This window comes from Actinoplanes sp. NPDC051411 (genome assembly GCF_040682075.1).
Lineage (GTDB): Bacteria > Actinomycetota > Actinomycetes > Mycobacteriales > Micromonosporaceae > Actinoplanes.
On record NZ_JBFBAD010000032.1, the window covers coordinates 35199 to 55745 of the forward strand.

General features: G+C 70.7%; 19 protein-coding genes. 8 read left to right on the forward strand and 11 right to left on the reverse strand.

Going from position 1 to position 20547, the window contains the following annotated elements; translation table 11 throughout:
- Positions 1 to 2 precede the first annotated feature (2 nt).
- Positions 3 to 371 carry a holo-ACP synthase gene (locus tag AB0M88_RS19385; protein WP_364103557.1) on the reverse strand — a complete coding sequence of 123 codons (369 nt, stop codon included), beginning with the start codon at positions 369 to 371 and terminating at the stop codon, positions 3 to 5.
- Between the two features lie 141 nt (positions 372 to 512).
- Here AB0M88_RS19385 and AB0M88_RS19390 point away from each other — a divergent pair, with 141 nt between their 5' ends.
- Complete coding sequence (locus AB0M88_RS19390) at positions 513 to 800, forward strand: type VII secretion target (protein WP_364103560.1); 288 nt, start codon at positions 513 to 515, stop codon at positions 798 to 800.
- Positions 797 to 2251: an alpha/beta hydrolase gene (locus AB0M88_RS19395; protein WP_364103563.1), complete on the forward strand. Its 1455-nt coding sequence runs from the start codon at positions 797 to 799 to the stop codon at positions 2249 to 2251. Before AB0M88_RS19390 ends, AB0M88_RS19395 begins: the two co-directional genes overlap by 4 nt.
- Before the next feature lie 102 nt (positions 2252 to 2353).
- On the opposite strand, the gene glmS is transcribed toward AB0M88_RS19395, so the two are convergent.
- Positions 2354 to 4231, reverse strand: a complete 1878-nt coding sequence (gene glmS, locus AB0M88_RS19400) for a glutamine--fructose-6-phosphate transaminase (isomerizing) (RefSeq protein WP_364103566.1) — start codon at positions 4229 to 4231, stop codon at positions 2354 to 2356.
- Between the two features lie 175 nt (positions 4232 to 4406).
- Between glmS and AB0M88_RS19405 the strand changes: the two genes are divergently transcribed.
- A complete protein-coding gene (locus tag AB0M88_RS19405) occupies positions 4407 to 5078 on the forward strand; it encodes an MmpS family transport accessory protein (protein WP_364103568.1) in 672 nt (223 codons plus the stop codon).
- A gap of 17 nt (positions 5079 to 5095) precedes the next feature.
- The gene (locus AB0M88_RS19410) at positions 5096 to 6277 is read left to right on the forward strand and encodes a pyridoxal phosphate-dependent aminotransferase (protein WP_364103571.1); all 1182 of its coding nucleotides are present in this window, start codon (positions 5096 to 5098) and stop codon (positions 6275 to 6277) included.
- Here the strand turns inward: AB0M88_RS19410 and glmM are convergent.
- From glmM to rplM, 3 genes are all read right to left on the reverse strand, one after another.
- A complete protein-coding gene (gene glmM / locus AB0M88_RS19415; protein WP_364103574.1) occupies positions 6274 to 7626 on the reverse strand; it encodes a phosphoglucosamine mutase in 1353 nt (450 codons plus the stop codon). The genes AB0M88_RS19410 and glmM overlap by 4 nt on opposite strands.
- Positions 7627 to 7765: 139 nt before the next feature.
- Positions 7766 to 8263, reverse strand: a complete 498-nt coding sequence (gene rpsI / locus AB0M88_RS19420) for a 30S ribosomal protein S9 (RefSeq protein WP_364103577.1) — start codon at positions 8261 to 8263, stop codon at positions 7766 to 7768.
- Positions 8264 to 8283: 20 nt separating this feature from the next.
- Complete coding sequence (gene rplM, locus AB0M88_RS19425; RefSeq protein WP_364103580.1) at positions 8284 to 8727, reverse strand: 50S ribosomal protein L13; 444 nt, start codon at positions 8725 to 8727, stop codon at positions 8284 to 8286.
- A 556-nt stretch (positions 8728 to 9283) separates the two neighbouring features.
- On the opposite strand from rplM, the gene AB0M88_RS19430 reads away from it, so the two are divergent.
- Entirely contained in the window at positions 9284 to 10429 is a 1146-nt protein-coding gene (locus AB0M88_RS19430) for a uroporphyrinogen-III synthase (protein ID WP_364103583.1), read from the forward strand.
- A gap of 11 nt (positions 10430 to 10440) precedes the next feature.
- Here the strand turns inward: AB0M88_RS19430 and AB0M88_RS19435 are convergent, their stop codons facing one another.
- The 5 genes from AB0M88_RS19435 to AB0M88_RS19455 form a co-directional block, all read right to left on the reverse strand.
- Positions 10441 to 10989: a GNAT family N-acetyltransferase gene (locus tag AB0M88_RS19435; protein ID WP_364103586.1), complete on the reverse strand. Its 549-nt coding sequence runs from the start codon at positions 10987 to 10989 to the stop codon at positions 10441 to 10443.
- 70 nt (positions 10990 to 11059) lie between these two features.
- On the reverse strand, positions 11060 to 11674 hold the full coding sequence (locus tag AB0M88_RS19440; RefSeq protein WP_364103589.1) for an ATP/GTP-binding protein: 615 nt from the start codon (positions 11672 to 11674) through the stop codon (positions 11060 to 11062).
- The gene (locus AB0M88_RS19445) at positions 11655 to 12017 is read right to left on the reverse strand and encodes a DUF742 domain-containing protein (protein WP_364103592.1); all 363 of its coding nucleotides are present in this window, start codon (positions 12015 to 12017) and stop codon (positions 11655 to 11657) included. The genes AB0M88_RS19440 and AB0M88_RS19445 overlap by 20 nt, the downstream gene beginning before the upstream one ends.
- A 38-nt stretch (positions 12018 to 12055) precedes the next feature.
- Positions 12056 to 12463, reverse strand: a complete 408-nt coding sequence (locus tag AB0M88_RS19450) for a roadblock/LC7 domain-containing protein (RefSeq protein WP_364103595.1) — start codon at positions 12461 to 12463, stop codon at positions 12056 to 12058.
- Complete coding sequence (locus tag AB0M88_RS19455; RefSeq protein WP_364103598.1) at positions 12460 to 15498, reverse strand: nitrate- and nitrite sensing domain-containing protein; 3039 nt, start codon at positions 15496 to 15498, stop codon at positions 12460 to 12462. Before AB0M88_RS19455 ends, AB0M88_RS19450 begins: the two co-directional genes overlap by 4 nt.
- A gap of 450 nt (positions 15499 to 15948) precedes the next feature.
- On the opposite strand from AB0M88_RS19455, the gene AB0M88_RS19460 reads away from it, so the two are divergent.
- From AB0M88_RS19460 to AB0M88_RS19470, 3 genes are all read left to right on the forward strand, one after another.
- Positions 15949 to 17079, forward strand: a complete 1131-nt coding sequence (locus AB0M88_RS19460; protein WP_364103601.1) for an ABC transporter substrate-binding protein — start codon at positions 15949 to 15951, stop codon at positions 17077 to 17079.
- Positions 17080 to 17209: 130 nt separating this feature from the next.
- Positions 17210 to 18409 (forward strand): hypothetical protein, encoded by a 1200-nt coding sequence (locus tag AB0M88_RS19465; RefSeq protein ID WP_364103604.1) that lies wholly within the window; start codon positions 17210 to 17212, stop codon positions 18407 to 18409.
- Positions 18410 to 18546: 137 nt separating this feature from the next.
- Positions 18547 to 18978 (forward strand): ribonuclease domain-containing protein, encoded by a 432-nt coding sequence (locus tag AB0M88_RS19470; RefSeq protein ID WP_364103607.1) that lies wholly within the window; start codon positions 18547 to 18549, stop codon positions 18976 to 18978.
- Here AB0M88_RS19470 and thiC read toward each other — a convergent pair.
- A complete protein-coding gene (thiC, locus tag AB0M88_RS19475; protein ID WP_364103610.1) occupies positions 18966 to 20519 on the reverse strand; it encodes a phosphomethylpyrimidine synthase ThiC in 1554 nt (517 codons plus the stop codon). The two genes, AB0M88_RS19470 and thiC, sit on opposite strands and share 13 nt — an antisense overlap.
- Positions 20520 to 20547: the final 28 nt, after the last annotated feature.

The window sequence follows — 20547 nt, forward strand, 5'->3', positions numbered from 1 at the left end:
CCTCAGGACTCCGCTACCACCATCGCGGAGGCGATGCCCCCGTCGTGGGAGAGGGACAGGTGCCACCGCTTGACGCCACGGTCGGCGGCGACCGCGGCGACCGTACCGGAAACCGTCAACCACGGGCGCCCGTCGGGATCGGACACGACCTCGCAGTCGTGCCAGCGCATGCCGGCGGGCGCGCCCAGGGCCTTGGCCACCGCCTCCTTGGCGGCGAAACGCGCGGCCAGCGACTCGCCCGAGCGGGGGTTGCCCGAGACGGTCACCCGCTCGTCCTCGGTGAAGAGCCGGACGGCGAGCAGGGGCGTGCGCTCCAGGGCACGGGCGAATCGGTCCACCAGGACCACGTCGATGCCGACAGCCACGATCACGGACCAACCCTATCGGTCCGGCACGGCGCAAGGCCTGTGCACAACTTCCGTACGCGGCCGCCCCGTCCACAACCGCATCCGCCGGGCCGTCCCCGCCTCCTAACCTCCACGCATCCCGTTCCCACCCGCCTGGAGCTGCCGATGAATCCCGATCTCGAGGTCGACACCGACGACCTGCACCGCATCGTCTCCGCGCTGTCCGGCACCGCGTCCCGGGTGACCGGCGCGGCCGCCCACGCCCCGGCACCCACCCCGTCCCCGCGCTGGGCGACCGTCGACGCGGCCACCCACGCCGCCGACGCCGCCCGCACCGAGCTCACCCGGCTCGACGCCGACCTGGCCGAGACCGCCCGCCAGATCACCGCTGCCGCCGCGTCCTACGAGGCCGCCGACGCCCGTGCCGCCGCCCGCCTGCGCCGGGCCCGATGACCGCCGAAGCCGTCTACCTTCGCCTCCGCGCCACCGATCCGCGCCACTGGCACGCCCTCGCCGCCGCCTGGCGGCAATGGGCCACGCTGGCCGGTCACCTGGCGGCCGAGCTGCCACCCCTGCTCGCCCGGTTCGCCGCCGCCTGGTCGGGCACCGCGGCCCGGGCGGCGGCCGACCGCCTCGGCCGGCTGCGCCGCGGCCTGGCCGTGTTCCGGGTGCTCTGCTGGCAGGCCGACCAGGCGATCAGCGAGTTCGCATCGGCCCTCGACCGCGCCCGGGCGCTGCTGTCCCGCGCATCGGCGGCCGCCGCCCGGGGTGGTCTGGCGATCGCCGACGACGGTTCGGTGCGCGGCGGCCCGTCCGCCGCCGTGTCGCCCGATTTGTCGGCGTCGCTGGCGGTCGCCGCGCGAGCCGACGAGGCCGCGACGGCTCGGCTCCGCGCGGCCCCCGACCGATCGCCGACCCTCGAACGGCCGGCCTGCACCGCCGGGCCGGCCGAGGTTCGGCGCTGGTGGGCCGGTCTGGGTGTGGGTGAGCAGCGCCGGCTCCTCGCGACCGAACCGGGCTGGCTGGCCCCGCTCGACGGCATCCCGGCCGCCGACCGCGATGTGGCCAATCGCCTGCTGCTCGACGACCGCCGCGCCGAGGTGTCGCCGGCCGGCCTCGCCACGCTGACCGCCCGGCTTGCCTCCGACGACGGGCCCCGCGCCTACCTGCTGCGGCTCGACACCACCGGGGAGGGCCGGGTGGTGGTCGCGCTCGGCGATCCCGACCAGGCCGACAACGTGCTCACCCACGTGCCGGGCATGACCTCCGACCTGGCCTCCTTCGACGGCGAGCTGACCCGGGCGTCGGGGGTGGCCACCCGCGCGACCGACGTCGGCCCGGCCGCCTCGACCAGCGCCGTGCTGTGGCTCGACTACGACGCACCCGACTTCGTCGACGAGGCCGCGAGCGCCCGCCAGGCCGACGCGGCCGCCCCGGCGCTGAACCGCTTCCAGGAGGGCTTACGCAGCACCCACCAGGGCGCGACCGCCCACCGGACGGTCGTCGGCCACAGCTACGGCTCGCTGGTCGTCGGGAAGGCAGCCGCCGCTCACGACGGCCTGGCCGCCGACGACGTGGTCTTCGTGGGTTCCCCGGGCGTGGGTGTCGACTCGGCCGCCCAGCTCCATGTCGCGCCGGGCCACGTCTGGTCGTCGACCTCGCGCAGCGACGTCATCCAATACGCCGCGGTCTCCCCGCACGGCCTGGCCGACGAACTGACCCGGGCCGGCTTCGGCGTCGTCACCCCGGAGCGGCACCTGTGGTTCGGCGAGAACCCGAGCGACCCGTCGTTCGGCGCTCGCGTCTTCGCCAGCCAGCCCGGCGGAGGCCACCTCGGCTACTGGGACCAGGGCAGCCAGTCCCTCAACGCCCTGGCCGCGATCACCTCGGGCCGCATTCCATGAACGCACCCCGGGGATAACGCCTGAAAAACGCCCACTGCGGCCCCGTCTCGGCGAAACGATGCGAGACGGGGCCGCGGTCAAATCGGAGACAGACCGGTCTGCCTACTCCACCGTGACCGACTTGGCGAGGTTGCGGGGCTGGTCGACGTCGAGCCCGCGAGCCGCCGCGATCTCGCAGGCCAGAATCTGCAGCGGCACCGTCGTCATCAGCGGCGCCAGCAGCGTCGGGGTCTGGGGAACCGTGATCAGGTGGTCGGCGAAGGCCTTCACCCCGTCGTCCCCCTCCTCGGCGATCACGATCGTGCGGGCACCGCGGGCGCGCACCTCCTGGATGTTCGACACCACCTTGTCGCGCATCACGCCCCGGCCGGCCGGCGACGGCACCACGCAGACCACCGGGGTGCCCTCGTCGATCAGCGCGATCGGCCCGTGCTTGAGCTCGCCCGCCGCGAAGCCCTCGGCGTGCATGTAGGCGAGCTCCTTCAGCTTCAGCGCGCCCTCGAGAGCCACCGGATAGCCCACGTGCCGTCCGATGAAGAGCACGGTCGAAGCCGTCTTGAGGTCGCGGGCCAGGGCGCGTACGTCCTCCATCGAACCGAGAAGCGCGCGCAGGTTGTCGGGGGTGTCGCTCAGCCGGGAGACGACGGCCGCGACCTCGTCGGCGTACATGACGCCGCGGATCTGGGCCAGGTGCAGGCCGATCAGGTAGCAGGCGACCAGCTGGGTCAGGAACGCCTTGGTCGACGCGACCGCGATCTCCGGCCCGCCGTGGGTGTAGAGCACGGCGTCGGACTCGCGCGGGATCGTCGAGCCGTTGGTGTTGCAGATCGCCAGCACCCGGGCCTTCTGCTCCTTGGCGTGCCGCAGTGCCATCAGCGTGTCCATGGTCTCGCCGGACTGGCTGATCGTGATGACCAGCGTCGAGCGGTCGAGGATCGGGTCGCGGTAGCGGAACTCGCTGGCCAGCTCGACCTCGCACGGGATGCGCACCCAGTGCTCGATGGCGTACTTGGCGACCATGCCCGCGTTGTACGACGTACCGCAGGCGATGATGAAGATCTTGTCGATGTCGCGCAGGTCCTGGTCGGTCAGGCGCACCTCGTCGAGCACGATCTCGCCGCGGTCGGAGAGCCGGCCGAGCAGCGTGTCGGCGATCGCCTGCGGCTGCTCGGCGATCTCCTTGAGCATGAAGTAGTCGTAGCCGCCCTTTTCGGCCGCCGACGCGTCCCAGTCGATGTGGAACTCTTTGCCGGTCGCGGCCTGGCCGTCGAAGTCGGTGATCTCGATGCCGGCCGGCGTGATCAGCACGACCTGGTCCTGTCCGAGCTCGATCGCCTCGCGGGTGTGCTCGATGAACGCCGACACGTCGCTGGCCAGGAAGTTCTCCCCGTTGCCGCGGCCGACCACGAGCGGCGAGTTGCGCCGGGCGGCGACCACCGCGTCGGGCACGTCGACGTCGATCGCGAGCAGCGTGAAGGCGCCTTCGAGACGGCGTACGGTCCGGCGCATCGCCTCGGCGAGCAGGGCGGGCCCGGTGAGATCGGAGCGCAGCAGGCGCATCTCCGCCGCGAGCAGGTGGGCCGCGCATTCGGTGTCGGTGTCGCTGGCGAACTCGACGCCGGTCGCCTCGAGCTCGGCGCGCAGGCGGGCGAAGTTCTCGATGATGCCGTTGTGGATGACCGAGACCCGGCCGTCGGCCGACAGGTGCGGGTGGGCGTTGCGGTCGGTCGGGCCGCCGTGGGTGGCCCACCGGGTGTGCCCGATCGCCGTCCGGCCGGCCGCGATCTCGTCGCCGGACCGCTCGGTCAGCGCCTTTTCGAGGTTGGCGAGCTTGCCGGCCCGTTTCTCGGTCAGGAGCTTTCCGGTGTCGATGACCGCGACTCCGGCCGAGTCGTATCCGCGGTATTCGAGGCGGCGAAGGCCGTCGAGAACGATGCTGAGAGCCGGGCGTCCCCCGACGTAGCCCACGATTCCACACATGCGGGGCAGCGTAGCGGACTTTCAATCATCCGTCATGCGCGAGAGACACCCTTTCGAGCATGAGCTTTGATCGAAACCGCCGCTTCGGTCGAAATGCCCCAAGGGGGACGAAGCCGAAACTGGCGGCTTTGGCGTACCGTCGTCAATTGCATCCGCGGCCCGACTGGGAGTGAAGTTGAGCGACAGCCCGCAGCCCGACGGCACCCAGAACCCGAGCTACCTCCCAGGCGCGGCCCCGATCCCGCCGCCGCCGCAGCAAGAGCCGCCGCTCAGCTACGCGCCTCCCGGCTACACGCCCGACTACGGCGCGGGCTACCAATATCCGCCCCCACCGCCGTACGCCCCGCCGCCGCGCAAGAGCAACGCCCCGCTGATCGCCGTCGTGATCGCGGTCGCGCTGCTGCTCTGCGGCGGCGTCGGCACCGCGGGCCTCCTGATCGCGCACACCGTCAAGGCCAAGGCCCACGAGGCGGTCAAGCCGCTGACCGACCCGACCCTGCCCGACCTTCCCGGCCTGCCCGACGGCGGCTTCCCGACCGATCTGCCGACCGACACCGGCAAGCAGATCCAGGTCACCTACGAGGTGACCGGCGACGGCCCGGCCCAGATCATCTACCTGCCGAAACTGGGCGAGGATCCGGTCCGGGACGACGACGTGAAGCTGCCGTGGCGGTTCAACGCCACGATGGAGACGCCGACGCTGGTCTCGGTCATCGCGATACGCACCGGCAGCGAGGACGGCTCGGTCACCTGTCGCGCGCTGGTCGACGGCAAAGAGGTCAAGAAGACCACCTCCGGCAAGAACGGCTTCGCCACCGCCGCCTGCACCTACTTCGCCTTCGACTGAGCAGGGGACCAGGGAAGATGATGACGACCGACCCACTGGTCGAACGCATGCGCGCGTTCGGCACCACGATCTTCACCGAGATGTCGGCGCTCGCCGTCCGCACCGGTTCGATCAACCTCGGACAGGGGTTCCCCGACACCGACGGGCCGCCGGAGATGCTCGAGGCGGCCGTGGCGGCCCTGCGCGGCGGCGCCAACCAATACCCGCCGCTCCCCGGCATCCCCGCCCTGCGAGCCGCGATCACCGCCCACGACCAGCGCTTCTGGGGCCTGACCCGAGATGCCGACTCCGAGGTCGTGGTGACCGCGGGCGCGACCGAGGCGGTGGCGGCCGCGATCATGGGTCTCTGCGAGGCCGGTGACGAGGTCGTGTGTTTCGAGCCCTACTACGACTCGTACGCGGCCTCGGTCACCCTCGCCGGCGCCGTGCGACGGCCCGTCACCCTCCGCCCGGGCCCCGACGGCGTCTACCGGTTCGACGAGGGTGAGTTGCGGCGGGCCTTCGGCCCACGCACCCGGCTGGTGCTGCTCAACTCACCCCACAACCCGACCGGCAAGGTCTTCACCCGCGAGGAACTCACGCTTATCGCGTCCCTCTGCCAGGAGTACGACACGTACGCCCTGACCGACGAGGTCTACGAGCACCTGGTCTTCACCGACGCCGCCGAACCGCACGTGCCGCTGGCGAGCCTGCCCGGCATGGCCGAGCGCACGCTGCGCATCTCGTCGGCCGGCAAGACGTTCTCGTGCACCGGCTGGAAGGTCGGCTGGGCGACCGGCCCGGCGCCGCTGGTCTCGGCCGTGCAGCGGGTCAAGCAGTTCCTGACCTTCGTCAGCGCGTCGCCGCTGCAGCCCGCGGTGGCCGTCGCCCTGGGCCTTCCGGACAGCTACTTCACCGGCTTCCGCGACGGCCTGCAGGCTCGCCGCGACCGCCTGGTGGCCGGGCTGTCCGAGGCCGGGTTCGAGGTGCTCCCCTCGTCGGGCACCTACTTCGTCACCGTCGACATCCGCGCTCTCAGCCCGAAGAGCGGCGCGGAGTTCTGCCGGGAGCTGCCGGAGCGCTGCGGGGTCGTGGCCGTCCCGACCGAGGTCTTCTACGACCATCAGGAGGAGGGCCGCCACCTGATCCGCTTCGCCTTCTGCAAGCGCGAAGAGATCATCGACGAGGCGGCCCAGCGCCTGCGGAAACTGTCTCGTTAGGCGGCCGGGCTGGCCGCCGCGACCTCGGCCGCGATCCGCTCGGCCACCGCGCGGGCCTGCTCCTCGGTCTCCGCCTCGACCATCACGCGCACGAGCGGCTCGGTGCCGGAGGGGCGCAGGAGCACCCGGCCGGTCTCGCCGAGCTCGTTCTCGGCCAGCGCGACCGCGGCCTGCACGGTCGGTGCGGCCGCGCCCGCGTCCCGGTCGCCGACCTTCACGTTGATCAGCACCTGGGGCAGCTTGTGCACCACGGAGGCCAGGTCGGCCAGCGACTTGCCGGACGACGCCAGCTGGGCCATCAGGTGCAGACCGGTCAGTACGCCGTCGCCGGTGGTCGCGAACGCCGGCATCACGACGTGGCCGCTCTGCTCGCCGCCCAGCGCCAGGTCGCCCGCGGTCAGCGCCTCGAGGACGTACCGGTCGCCGACCTTGGTCTCCAGCAGCTTGATGCCGGACTGCTTCATGGCGATCCGCAGGCCGAGGTTGCTCATCACGGTCGCGACCAGCGTGGTGTCGGTCAGCGTGCCGGCGTCGCGCATGGCCAGCGCCAGGATCGCCATGATCTGGTCGCCGTCGACGACGTCACCCGATGCGGTGACGGCCAGGCAGCGGTCGGCGTCGCCGTCGTGGGCGAGCCCGAGGTCGGCCCCCTCGCGTACGACCGCCGCCTGCACCTTCTCGAGGTGCGTCGAACCGCAGTCGTCGTTGATGTTGAGTCCGTCCGGGTCGGCGTGGATGGCGATGACCTCGGCCCCCGCCTCCTCGTACGCCGTCGGCCCGACCTCGCTGGCCGCCCCGTTGGCGCAGTCGACCACGACCTTGATCCCGTCGAGCCGGTTCGGCACCGAGCCGACCAGGTGCTTGATGTAGTGCTCGGCCCCGTCGAGCAGGTCGTGCACGCGACCGATCCCGGCCCCGGTGGGCCGCCCGACCAGCCCGTGCCCGTCCTCGATGGCCTTCTCGATCCGCGTCTCCAGCTCGTCCGGCAGCTTCAGCCCGCCGGCCGCGAACAGCTTGATCCCGTTGTCCGGCATCGGGTTGTGCGAGGCGGAGAGCATCACGCCGAGGTCGGCGTTGGTCTGGGCGACCAGGAACGCCACCGCGGGCGTGGGCAGCACTCCGACCCGGACGACGTTGGCGCCGGCGCTGGTGAGCCCCGCGACCACGGCCGCCTCGAGCATCTCGCCGCTGGCCCGCGGGTCGCGTCCGACGATCGCCAGCGGCGGGTGGCTGCCGTCGCTCTCGACCAGGACCCGGGCGGCCGCTACCGCCACGGCCAGCGCCAGCTCCGGGGTCAGATCGCCGTTCGCGAGTCCGCGTACGCCGTCGGTGCCGAACAGTCGGCCCATGGAGGCTTCCTTTCACAGAGCAATTGCGGTGGGAGGAGGCAGATCTTTGCTGTGCGCAGGGTCGGGAAGCCAAAACGGCCGGTGCCGTCCCCCACAAAACAGGGGACGATACCGGCCGTCGGTCAGACGCGGCGCAAAATCAGCGCTTCGAGTACTGCGGAGCCTTACGGGCCTTCTTGAGGCCGTACTTCTTGCTCTCCTTGACGCGGGCGTCGCGGGTGAGGAAGCCGGCCTTCTTCAGCGCGGGGCGGTCGTCGGGCTCGTTGGTGATGAGCGCGCGGGCGATGCCGAGGCGCAGCGCACCGGCCTGGCCGGTGATGCCGCCGCCGTGCAGGTTGGCGAGCACGTCGAACTGCTCGGCCTTCTCGGTGATGGTCAGCGGCTCGCGGATGAGCTGCTGGTGCACCTTGCTCGGGAAGTACGCCTCGAGGTCGCGGCCGTTGCACGTGATCTTGCCGGTGCCGGGCACGAGCCGCACCCGGACGATGGCCTCCTTGCGGCGGCCGACGGTCTGGATGGGACGGTCACCGGGACGGGGGGCGCGGACCGGGGCCGGCGCGGGCGTCTCGACGACGACGACCGTCTCTGCGGGCTCTTCGACGGTCTCGACGGCCTCGGGCTCGATGATGTCGGTCATGCTGCTGCCTTCTCCCGCGCTCACTGCGCGACCTGGGTGATTTCGAACGGCTGGGGCTGCTGCGCCGCGTGCGGGTGCTCGGCGCCCGGGTAGACCTTCAGCTTCTTGATGATCTGCCGCGCGAGCTTGTTGTGCGGGAGCATGCCCTTGACGGCCAGCTCGATCGCCTTCTCGGGGTGCTTCGTCAGCAGGTCCTCGTAGCGGACCTGCTTGAGACCGCCCGGGTAGCCGGAGTGGCGGTAGGCGATCTTGGTCTGCCGCTTGTTGCCGGTCAGCGCCACCTTGCCCGCGTTGATGATCACCACGTAGTCGCCGGTGTCGACGTGCGGGGCGAAGGTCGGCTTGTGCTTGCCGCGCAGAAGAGTGGCGGTGTGGGTAGCCAGGCGGCCCAGAACGACGTCAGAAGCGTCGATAATGTGCCACTGACGCTCGATCTCACCCGGCTTCGGGCTGTACGTACGCACAGAATTACCTTGTCTCGTTCGTCGGTCTGGGGTCGCGTGCTAGTCGCGTCGGAGCGCGACAAGAGCGCCTGCCGCACAACAGCAGGCAACAATACCCGCCCGCGCGGCGCCCGGTCAAAAAGGGCGTGTCAAACGGTGGCAGCTCGATAGAGCCTCCATAGAGAGTACCCCGAGCGCGGGACACGCCCGACAGCGGGAGCCGGAGACACCTCTTAGCAGGCTCGAAACATACGGGACGCCGGGTGGAAATCCCCCAGCGGCACAGTTCCGGCATGGTCGTTCGTGCGATTGCCGATGTGATGCGCCCCGGGCGAGCTAGCCCAGGCGTGCACCGGCGACGCACTATTGAGAAGCCACCGTCAGGGTTGAGGACGGACCTGATGGTGACCGCCGGGTCGGCTTGCCGATCCGGCGAGGAGAAGTCGCGGTGTGCGCCGGCCGGAGGTATGGCGGAGAACGCAGGCGTGACATGGGAGCGGGTCGACGCTGAGGACGGCGGACTCCGAGCGTGCCCTTCGGTGGACCGGACGGCCACGCCGCGACTTCTCGAACACCGATGACCGACCGGACGGGTGGCGCCCGTCGCGCGGTCATCACGGCGGCCGGGCTCCGTGAGCCGGCGACCTCGCTCTCCGGCTACACCGTGGGCGTGACCTCCGACCGCCGGCGCGACGAACTGGCCGGGCTCCTCGAGAGCCGCGGCGCCCGCGTGGTGGTGGCCCCCGCGCTGCGCGCCGTGCCGACCGCCGACAACGCCGAGCTGCGGGCGGCGACCCGGGCCTGCCTCGACACCCCACCCGACATCGTGCTGGTCAGCACCGGCATCGGCCTGCGCGGCTGGCTCGAGGCGGCCGACGGCTGGGGCCTGACCGAGCCGCTGCGCGGCCTACTCTCCCGCGCCTACCTGGTCGCCCGCGGCCCGAAGGCGCGCGCCGCGGTGCGTACGGCCGGGTTGCACGAGCAGTGGGCGCCCGAGGGCGAGGGCTACGACGAGGTGCTGGCCCACCTCGCCACCCGCGGCATCGCCGGCCTGACCGTCGCTCTCCAGCAGCACGGCGAGCCCCAGCCGGAATACGTGGAGGCCCTCGAGACGGCCGGCGCCCGGGTGATCGAGGTGCCGGTCTACCGCTGGGCCGCCCCGGCCGATCCCGCTCCCCTGCACCGCCTCGTCGACCTGATCACCGGACGGCTGGTCGACGCGGTCACGTTCACCGCCGCCCCGGCGGTCACCGCGTTGCTCCGGGCCGGCGGGCCGGCCGGCGAGGCGTTGCTCGACGCTTTCCGTACGCACGTGCTCGCGGCCTGCGTGGGTCCGGTCACCGCGGCTCCCCTGCGCCGGCTCGACGTCCCGGTCGTCTCGCCCGCCCGGGCCCGCCTGAGCGCGCTCGTCCGCACGATCGTCGAGGAGCTGCCGAAACGCGCCCTCTCACTGGAGGTGGCCGGTCACTCGCTCACGTTGCGAGGCCACGCCGCGATCGTCGACGGCGACCTGCGCCCGCTCGCTCCGGCGCCGATGGCCGTGCTGCGCGCTCTGGCCGCGACTCCCGGCCGGGTGCTCTCCCGGGCCGCCCTGCTGCACGGCCTGCCCCGCGGCGCCGACGAGCACGCCGTCGAGATGGCGGTGGCCCGGCTGCGGGCCGGGCTCGGTTCGACGGGCATCGTCCAGACGGTCGTCAAGCGCGGCTACCGCCTGCCGGTCTGAGGGACGCCGGTCTAAGGCAGGTCCGGGCGGATCAGCGAGAAGATGACCAGGTCGACCCGGCCGTCGTGGGTGTACCCGGCGTTGCGGGCCACGCCCTCCCGGGTGAAGCCGGCCTTCTCGGCGACCCGGGCCGACGCCGTGTTGCCGGAAGCGACCCGCACGACGACGCGCTGGAGGCCCGCCACGGTCAGCGCGTGGTGGGCCATCGCGGTGACCGCCTCGACCATGATCCCGCGGCCGCGGAACGCCGGGTGGGTCCAGTAACCGATCTCGGTCTCGCCGTTGTCCCAGTCGGTGCTCTTGAAGTCGACGACACCGGCCAGCTCGCCCTCGCACTCGATCGCCCGGATCAGCCCACGACCGCTCGTCTGGGCCGCCTCGGCGATGTCGTGCACGAAGCCCTCGGCGTGTTCCCGCCGGTAGGGCCTCGGCAGCGGCAGCCACTGCTGGATCAGCGGGTCCGACGTGGCGACCACGATCGCGTCGACGTCGGCGTCGGCGAGCGGGCGGATCGTCAGCCGCTCGGTGGTCAGCACGAGATCAGCGGGGAACTCACTCATGCCACGGATCTTGCCAGCACGATGATCGCCCTGCTGCCCCCGCCCGAACGGCGGGAGCAGCGGAGGCGCGTCAGCCGACGGAGGTGAGGCCGCCCTGCTCGGCGACCAGCGTCGCCATCGCGTGCTCGACGACGCTGACCAGAACCTGCTTGACCGAGTCACGGGCCCGCGCGTCGCACATGACCAGCGGGACGTGGGCCGGGATGGCCAGCGCCTCGCGGACCTCTTCCGGTTCGTAGCGCGGCGCGCCGTCGAAACAGTTGAGAGCGACCAGATACGGAAGGTGACGATTCTCGAAATAGTCGAGAGGCGCGAACGCGTCGGCGATGCGACGGGTGTCGACCAGTACGGCCGCGCCCACCGCGCCTCGAATCAGTTCGTCCCACATGAACCAGAAGCGGGTCTGTCCGGGTGTGCCGAAGAGATAGAGGATCAGGTCGTCGGCCATCGTGATGCGGCCGAAGTCCATCGCCACCGTCGTCGTCCCCTTGCCGGGCACCTTCGACGCGTCGTCGACCCCCTGACCCGCCGAGGTCATCACGGCCTCGGTCGTCAGCGGTTCGATCTCGGAGACGGCACCGACCAGGGTCGTCTTGCCCACGCCGAAGCCGCCGGCGACGACGATCTTCGCGGAGGTGATCTCCTTGGGTTGGGCACCCGCCCGCTCAGAGCTTGCGAAGTCCACTCAACACCCTTTCCAGCAGATCCATCCGCTCCGCGAATCCGGTTTTGGGAGCGGCACTGTGCAATGTCAGCAGCCCGTCGGCGACCATGTCGGCCACCAGTACCTTCATGACACCTAGTGGGTGTCTCGTGAAGGCCGATAACTCGGCTAGGGACTGCGGTTTCGACTCGCACAGCACGGCGATTCGGTACTTGTCATGCCCGGCGAACCGGGCTTCCTGCAGTCCGGCCTGGCTGGCGACCAGAACGGCTTCGATCGGTATGTCCCGGCGCGGTTCGGTGCGGCCTCGGGTGACGGCGTACGGGCGCACGAGGTTGCCCCTCGGGTCATTGGACTGTCCCATCCGTCACCCCCTCTCCGTACCGGTCGGCGCCGGGTGAATCAGTGCCCGACGACTTCGCGCGGAGCCGGTGACAATGCGGCACCGACCCGCTCGACGAGCAGGGCCATCTCATAGCCGACCTGCCCGACGTCGCAGTTGCGCGCGGCGAGCACGGCCATCGACGAACCGTCGCTGATGGACATGAGGAAGAGATAGCCACTGTCCATTTCGATGATCGTCTGCTGCACGGCACCGGCGTGGAACATGCGTGACGCGCCGTCGGTCAGGCTGACCACGCCAGAGGTGATCGCGGCGAGCTGGTCGGCCCGGTCGGTCGGCAGGTCACGTGATGAGGCCAACAGGAGGCCGTCCGCCGACACCGCCACGACGTGGGCGATCCCGGCGACGCTGTTGGCGAAGTTGTTGAGCAGCCAGCCCATGTCCTGCATGGTGGGGGGCCTGGTCACTGGTCCTTCTCCTTAGCCTGGAAGGCGGGGGTGGATTCGGCTACGCCGTCCGTCCGCCCTCGTTGCACTCCCCGGTGGTACGCGGACAGGAGTCCGCGCACCTCGTCCGGCGTGCGACGGTTCTGAGTGCGTTGTCCGCCGCTCTGCACGCCGCCCGGCACCAACTGTGCCTGCGGTACGCGCTTGGGAAGCCCGGATTTGGTCGTGCCGGCATCGACCGGTTCGGCCGCCGCCATCGCCCGCTTCCAGCCTTCGTCGGCCGCGGTCTTCCAACGGTCCTCGGCCGCGGGGCGCGGCTTGGGGACCGATCCATTCTGCCCGGTCGTCGACGAAGCGGCCGGGGCTGGTGGTGCGGAGACCGGAGGTGGTGCCGTAGCGGCGGCAGCAGCCGGTGATGTCGACGGCATGCGGGAGTCGGGCCCGCCGGTCGTGAGGGACGTGGACGCCCGCTGCTCCGGGACGAGGACCGTGGGCGCGGTCAACGCCGAGGAGTTGGGCGGTGGTGCGTAGCCGGCGGTGGGCATGCCCCATTCCTCCGGGCTCTGGTCGTGCTGCCGGAACCAGCTCTGCTGCATCTCGACGAAGATCGGCAGCTCGTTCCGCTCCTCGGCCGGGGTCTGGACCGGCGGTGGTGGCACGGGTGGCATCGCGGCCAGGGCCGCCCCCCACCCGTTGGCTTCGGAGGTCATCGGCGCGGCCGGCGGCGCCGGGGAGAAGGCCTGCGGTTCGCGGGTGACCGTCGGCGTCGACGCGGTCGGCGCGGCGAAGCCGGCCAGGGAGGTGTCGGTGTCGATCGGCCGGGCCGCCCGGGAGGGCAGCGGAGGACGGTTGGGAGTCGGCTCGATCTCGCCCGGCCGCCGGATCTCCGCCGGCCGCTGCTGAATCTCGGCCGGCCGCTGAATCTCCGCCGGCGGCCGCTGGGACGGGAACATCGGCAGCGACGGGTGCACCGGCTGGTCGGGGTCGGGCATGGGTGCCGGCGAGAGGGCGGGCAGGGTGGCCGTCGCGGTGCGGCCGGCCGGCAGGGTGTCCCAGCCGCCGGACGGGCCGCCCAGCTCCGGGATGGCACCGCTGCCGCCGCGCAGCGCGTCGCGCCGGCTCGGCAGCACCACGATGCTGCTCGGCAGTGTGACCTGGGCGACGGTGCCGCCCTCGAGGTTGGGCCGCAGCTCGACGCGGATGCCGTAGCGGGCGGCGAGCCGGCCGACGACGGCCAGGCCCATCAGCCGGAACGCGGCGACGTCGACGCTCGGCGGCTCGGACAGCCGGCGGTTGAGCTGGTCCATCTGCTCCTCGGACATGCCGAGCCCGCGGTCCTCCACCTGGATCACCACGTAGTCGCGGATGCGCCGGGCGTCGGCGACCACGATCGTGGTCGGCGGTGAGAAGCGGGTGGCGTTGTCGAGCAGCTCGGCGACCAGGCGGACCACGTCATTGACGGCCAGCGCGACGATCGAGACGTCGGTGTCGACCGTGCCGAACTCGATGCGGTTGTAGAGCTCGACCTCGGACTGGGAGGCGCGCAGCGCGTCCACCAGCAGCGCGTCCTCGCGGCGCGGGGCACTGGAGTCGGCACCGGCCAGGACCAGCAGGTTTTCGTCGTTGCGGCGCATCCGGGTGGCGAGGTGGTCGAGCTCGAAGAGCCGGGCCAGGCGCTTCGGGTCCTCCTCGGTGCGCTCGATCGTGTCGAGCTCGCCGATCATCCGGTCGACCAGTGACTGACTGCGCCGGGCCAGGTTGAGGAACATCGTCGAGACGCTGGTGCGCAGGGCGGCCTGCTCGGCCGCGATGCGGACGGCCTCACGGTGCACCACGTTGAACGCCTGGGCGACCTGACCGATCTCGTCGCGGTTGTTGAGCCGGATCGGATCCCGGACCTGCTCGACGATCTCCTCGGCGCTGTTTTCGCCCAGGTTGCGCGAGTCACGCAGCCGGGCCACCACCTCGGGCAGGTCACGGTGGGCCACCGAGAGCGCGCCCTCCCGCAGGCGGCGCAGCGAGAGGTTGAGCGAGCGGGCCAGGACGACGGCCAGCGCGATGGCGACGGCCAGCACCAGCAGCACCAGCACGGCCTCGACCGCGGTCTGCCGGACCACCGAGTCGCGTTCCTGGCCGGCCTTCTTCAGGATTTCGGACTCGAGCTGCGTCTCGGCCCAGCGCATCAGGTCGACGACGGCGCCGAGGGCGGAGACGACATCGGCCGGCACGACCGCCTCACCGCGGCTGATCTCGGTGCTGACCTGGTCGGCCAGGTTGACCGCGTCGCCGGTGACGACGCTGTTGACCAGGGTCTGCTGAGCCGGGGAGGCGGACAGGGAGAAGGCGGTGAGCGCCTCCTGCTGACTGGTCTGGGTCGCGATGAACGCGGTCCGCTGCTCGGCGCTGGTGTCCCGGGTGACGCGGGCGGCGTACGCGATCGCCTCCTGCTCGGCCGTGCCCGCCTTGGCCTTGGCGAACGCCGCGAGGGCGCGCAGGCCGTCGGCCACCGCACCGTCGCCGGCGAACTGGCTGACCGCGTCGCCGTACGACACCAGGTCGGTGATCACGACGCTGTAGCGGGAGACCGCCTCGGCGACCGCGATGCCGTTGCGCTGAGAGATCACGTTGCGCGTGGCGTCCATCGTGTGGAGGTGGTCGTCGATCCGGTTGAGCCGGTCGAGCACCGCCGCGGGCGGTTTGTCGAGCGCGTCCCGATCGGTGAAGTAGATCTGGATGCGATCGTCGGTGTTGCGGATCGCCGTGTTGTAGGGGCCGACCTTGCCGGTGGGACCGGACAGGAACTCCGCCGCCGCCATCCGCTCGACGTGCAGCAGCTGGGCGAGCTCGGAGACGTCGGTGCCGAGCTTGGTCAGCTTCTCCACCTGGCCGGCCGCCGAGGCCTGCTGTCCGACATCGACCAGCCGGACGCCGGCCAGTGCGAGCACCGCGATCAGAGGGACGACAAGAATGAGGGCCAGTTTGGCGCGGATCCGGGTGTCCCGCAGGCGAGGGAAGACACCACGGCGCGTCACCTGGGTCGAAGAACCGGTGCTCACGACATCTCCTCCGTGGTCATCCCCGTATCTCTTCGCCCGCGAAGTGCCTGCGGCCGAGGAATTTCATCAGAATGGCAGTCCCTTTGGGAAGCCTGAAAACGCCCGTAAACCTCTCGAGCGTTCATCCGGTAGGCCGTTTCTCGATTCGTAAGCGGTTATCTAAACTGCTTTGACGTGCACAAATGTTCGAGGCGTGACAATCAGTAGTGGTTCAGTGACTCTGCACTATCCCGATACCAACCATTATGTGGGACGCCCGTCCCGCGCCATCGATAGGGGTCCGCTTGACCGGGGACCTTCACGTTGGCAAGGTTTGCCGCGTTCAAAGCGGACTCCCTGTGCGTGTCGGCAGGGTCCACACCGGACACCGTAGCCGTCGGCAGTTCCCGCCCTCCCGCCCCCCTGGAGGCACCCGCAGTGAGGTTTCATCGTCGCGTCACGGCGTCCTGGTTGACGCCGCTCCTGTTGCTCGGCGGACTGGCCGCATGCAGCTCGGACGGCCCCGCCGGGTCCGGCGACACCCTGGTGATCGGCGCCGATCTGGACAATTCGTCGGTGGTCGACATCGCGTACGCGAAAGCGCTCCAGCTCCGCATCGACCAAGTGAACGCTTCCGGACAGCTCGGAGACAAGAAGCTGGCCCTGCGGACTCAGGACAACCGCTCCGACCTCAACTCCTCGGTGCGCAACATCGGCATCTTCGGAGGCGACAAGAGCGTGGTCGCACTGATCGCCGGCGACTGCGACCAGTGCGCGGTCGGCGCCGTCAAGACGATCACCGACGCGAAGCTCCCGACGATCGTGCTGGCCCCGTCCGACCAGGTCGCGACCCCGATCACCGAACGGCGCTACATGTTCAAACTGGGACCCAACTCGGCCGACAGCACGGCCGTGCTGGTCGCCGAGATGGTCCGGGCCCGCACCATCAAGAACGTCGCGATCGTCTACTCCGACGACCTGTACGGCAACGGCAGCGAGCAGGCGCTCACCGCCGAGCTCGCCAAGACCGCCATCAAGGTGCAGGCGTCCCGCTCGGTCAAGCCGACCGCCACCGACGTCAGCCAGGCGATCGGCACACTGACCGACGGCCAGCCCGACGCCCTGCTCGTGCTGACCGGTCCCGATCAGGCCCAACTGGCCGCGACCAGCGCAAAGGCGGCCGGCTTCCACGGCCGGATCTACTTCGACGCGGCCGCCGCGAGCGACCAGTTCATCGCGCCGGACGCGGTCGCCGCGACCGACAACGCGTCGATGGTCTTCACTCAGACGCTGGCCATCGACGACGTCATCGCGACCACCCCGGCCAAGGCGGCCCGCAAGCAGTGGTTCCGCGACTACACCTCGCGCTACGGCAACTATTCGGGGGTCGCCGCGTTCGCGGCCGACGCGGTCGACCTGATCGCCGCCGCGGTGGCCCGGGTCGGCGGCGACCGCGACCGGATCCGCGACATCATCGAGACGTCGCAGATCGACGGCCTCTCAGGACCGATCCGGTTCACCCCCGACAGCCACTCCGGCCTGATGCCCCAGGCGCTGACCATGCTGGTGGCCCGCAGCGGCCGCTGGCGGCTCGCCTCATGATCAGTCAAGGGCCCGAAAGGATTACCCTGAGTGATCGTGGCTGGATGTTACATAACCACTATTTTGGACTGACTTAAGAATCGCCCCCCGAGGTGGCGCCACCGGGGGCCGATTCCGTAACGTGCGCGGCATGGCTTTTCGGACCTGGGCGAAACTGTTCGGGGCGACACTCGGCGCCGGCGCGGCGGGCGGCGCCAGTCAGCTCGGCTTGGCGTACGGATTGGGCGTGCTCCGCCTGACCCGCGTCGTTGATGTCACTGCGCGTGACCAATGGATGGCACAGCTGGCCTGGGTCGCCTGGATCGCGATGACGTCAGCGGTGATCGGCGCGATGGCCGGGCGAGGGGCGTTGCCGCGGCAGGCCGGCGCGTTCACCCGCCTCGTCGCGTCGGTGTCGTCCGCTCTCGGCGCGGCCGTCGTGGTGCCGCTGACCATGGAGCCGGCCCGCACCGCGCAGATCGCCGGCGTACGCCCCGTGTTCATCATCGGCGTGTGCGCGACGCTGGGCGCGGCGGTCGGCATCCTCGCCGCGTACGCCACGATCAGCCGCGCCGTGGCGCGCTGGAACCTGACCGCGATGAGCGCCGTCGTCTGGGCGATCGCGATCGTCTCGGTGATCCCCTCGCTGGCCCCGTCCAAGCCGTTGCCCGCGATCCGCCTGGGCGTGATCGACGCGTCGTTCCTGAGCGACTCGGTGACCCGGCGGACCGCCCTGTTCACGATGCCCGTACTGGCTCTGATCTGCGGCATCGCGGTCGGCGTCGCGGCCCGGCGGCGGGTCATGTCGACCCTGACCGTCGCGCTGTCCGGCCTGGCCGGACCGGCCCTGCTGACGCTGTCCTACCTGGTCGCCGGCCCGGGCTCGGGCGACGACCACTACCAGGTCGTTCCCTACTGGGCGGCGATGACCGCGGCCGGGGCGGGCGTGCTCGGCTCGGTGCTGGTGGCCGTGCTCAGCCGTGGCCCGGCGGCGTCGGCCGACGGCCGCGACCCGGGGAAGGGCAGTCCCACGCCGGACCGTCCGCCGCTGCCACGCCGGGAGGCTCAGCCGTCCTCGGCGATCGCCCAGGCCGCGGCGGCCGCCGCTCAGCGCTCGGAGGAGCAGCTCAAGCCGTCCGATACCGGGATCTTCACGGTGCCATCGGACGACAGCGGCCCGAGGTTCAACGGATTCGCGCCCCGGCCGCAGCCGCAGGCGATGAACGCCCCGCCGACCGCCCCCGCGCCGGTGAGCCCGCCGCTGTCGACGAATCCGGCGCCGCGGCCCCGCGGACGTAACGGACAAGGTGACGAATTCGTCGACTGGGTGAGCGGGCTGGGCAATGGTTAACACGCGGCAAACGTTAACGCGCGTTAACCATTGACGAACGCCAATGGAATGATCCGGGTGAGAGGTACCACGGGTGGTCGCCGGCCCGCACGATGAGCGGGACCGGAAACAAACCCCGATGGCATCGGAGTCCGATCGTGAACATTGCGACATCCCCCGTCCGCCGGCGTCTCGCCGGCCTCGTCCTCGCCGCCGCTCTCGGCATTTTCGGGCTTATCGCCCCGGCCGTGGTGGCACCGTCCCACACCGACGCCGCCCACGCCTCGGTCGTCAACAGCTGCACGATCTCGCGCTGCTCGGCCGCCCGCACCGCCCGCACCGGCTGGACCTCGCTCGGCTGGCCGACCTCGGCCGGCTGGTACTCGTGGCCCTACGGTCAGTACAACTACACCGGCGGCACGTTCCGCAACGACGAGCGGGAGCTGCCGACGAACGCCACCTACAACGAGTACGACGTCTACCCGCGGTCGCGCGGTGCGGCCCGGGACGCGTACCGGATCGTGGTGAACCGGTCCACCAAGGAGACCTGGTTCACCCCCGACCACTACGTCACGTTCTACAAGCTCTGAGCAACCGGGTCTGGGGCCGGCGGCGCCGGCTCCAGGTCGACGTATACCTTCCCGCCCCGGGCGGCGAATTCATCGGATTTGTCGCGCATCCCCATTGCCCGCAACTCGTGGCTGATCTTCATCGAGCAGAACTTCGGTCCGCACATGGAGCAGAAGTGGGCCGTCTTGGCGGGTGCCGCGGGCAGCGTCTCGTCGTGATAGGCCCGCGCGGTCTCGGGGTCGAGCGCCAACTCGAACTGGTCCTCCCAGCGGAACTCGAACCGCGCCTTCGACAGCGCGTCGTCCCACGCCTGGGCGCCCGGATGCCCCTTGGCCAGGTCGGCCGCGTGCGCCGCGATCTTGTAGGCGATCATCCCGGCCTTCACATCGTCGCGATCCGGCAGCCCGAGGTGCTCCTTCGGGGTGACGTAACAGAGCATCGCGGTGCCGAACATCCCGATCATCGCGGCCCCGATCGCCGAGGTGATGTGGTCGTAGGCCGGCGCGATGTCCGTGGTCAGCGGCCCGAGGGTATAGAACGGGGCCCCCGCACAGACCTCGATCTGCCGGTCCACGTTCTCCTTGATCTTGTGCATCGGCACGTGGCCCGGGCCCTCGACCATGACCTGCACGTCGTACTCCCACGCCCGGTGCGTGAGTTCGCCCAGGGTCCGCAACTCCGCGAACTGTGCCTCGTCGTTGGCGTCCGCGATCGACCCGGGCCGGAGGCCGTCCCCCAACGAGAACGTGATGTCATATTCCCGGAAAATCGAGCAAAGCTCGTCGAAGTTGGTATAGAGGAAATTCTCTTCATGGTGCGCGAGACACCAGGCCGCCATGATCGATCCGCCTCGGGAGACGATCCCGGTCACGCGCTCCGCCGCCAACGGGACATAGGGCAACAAAACTCCTGCGTGGACGGTCATGTAGTCGACGCCCTGCTCGGCCTGCTCGAGCACGGTCCGGCGGAAGACGTCGAAGCTGAGCTTGGCCGGGTCCCCGTTCACCTTCTCCAGGGCCTGATAGAGCGGCACCGTCCCGATCGGCACCGGCGAGTTCCGGATGATCGCCTCGCGGGTCTCGTGGATCCGCGGCCCGGTCGACAGATCCATCACGGTGTCGGCGCCCCACCGGGTCGCCCAGGTCATCTTCTCGACCTCCTCGGCCACTGACGAGGTCACCGCCGAGGTGCCGATGTTGGCGTTGACCTTGACCAGGAACCGCGACCCGATCACCATCGGCTCGCTCTCCGGGTGGTTGCGGTTGGCGGGCAGCACCGCCTTGCCGGCGGCGATCTCGTCCCGTACGACCGGGGCGTCGACACCCTCCCGAATCGCCACGAACTCCATCTCCGGAGTCACGATCCCGGCGCGAGCGGCGGCGAGTTGGGTGCGTCCTCCCCACCACGGCCGGCGCAGCTCCGGCAGGCCGGCCTCCGGGTCGCTGCCCGGCCCCGACGTGTCGTAGAGCCGGACGGGCTCGTTCCCCCCGTCCAGTCCGACCTCGGTGAAGGGCACCCGGATGTCCGAGCGCGGGCCGTCGACGTACACCTTGCGCCTCATAATTCCTCCCAATCGGTATTTAACGGGC

Coding starts and splice junctions, on each gene's coding strand:
- glmM (WP_364103574.1), bottom strand. CDS start 7,626: ATGGGCCGACTGTTCGGCACCGACGGCGTACGCGGACTCGCGAACGGC.
- AB0M88_RS19395 (WP_364103563.1), top strand. CDS start 797: ATGACCGCCGAAGCCGTCTACCTTCGCCTCCGCGCCACCGATCCGCGC.
- AB0M88_RS19430 (WP_364103583.1), top strand. CDS start 9,284: ATGACCGACCGGACGGGTGGCGCCCGTCGCGCGGTCATCACGGCGGCC.
- AB0M88_RS19435 (WP_364103586.1), bottom strand. CDS start 10,989: ATGAGTGAGTTCCCCGCTGATCTCGTGCTGACCACCGAGCGGCTGACG.
- glmS (WP_364103566.1), bottom strand. CDS start 4,231: ATGTGTGGAATCGTGGGCTACGTCGGGGGACGCCCGGCTCTCAGCATC.
- AB0M88_RS19410 (WP_364103571.1), top strand. CDS start 5,096: ATGATGACGACCGACCCACTGGTCGAACGCATGCGCGCGTTCGGCACC.
- thiC (WP_364103610.1), bottom strand. CDS start 20,519: ATGAGGCGCAAGGTGTACGTCGACGGCCCGCGCTCGGACATCCGGGTG.
- AB0M88_RS19445 (WP_364103592.1), bottom strand. CDS start 12,017: ATGGGACAGTCCAATGACCCGAGGGGCAACCTCGTGCGCCCGTACGCC.
- AB0M88_RS19465 (WP_364103604.1), top strand. CDS start 17,210: ATGGCTTTTCGGACCTGGGCGAAACTGTTCGGGGCGACACTCGGCGCC.
- rpsI (WP_364103577.1), bottom strand. CDS start 8,263: ATGACCGACATCATCGAGCCCGAGGCCGTCGAGACCGTCGAAGAGCCC.
- AB0M88_RS19390 (WP_364103560.1), top strand. CDS start 513: ATGAATCCCGATCTCGAGGTCGACACCGACGACCTGCACCGCATCGTC.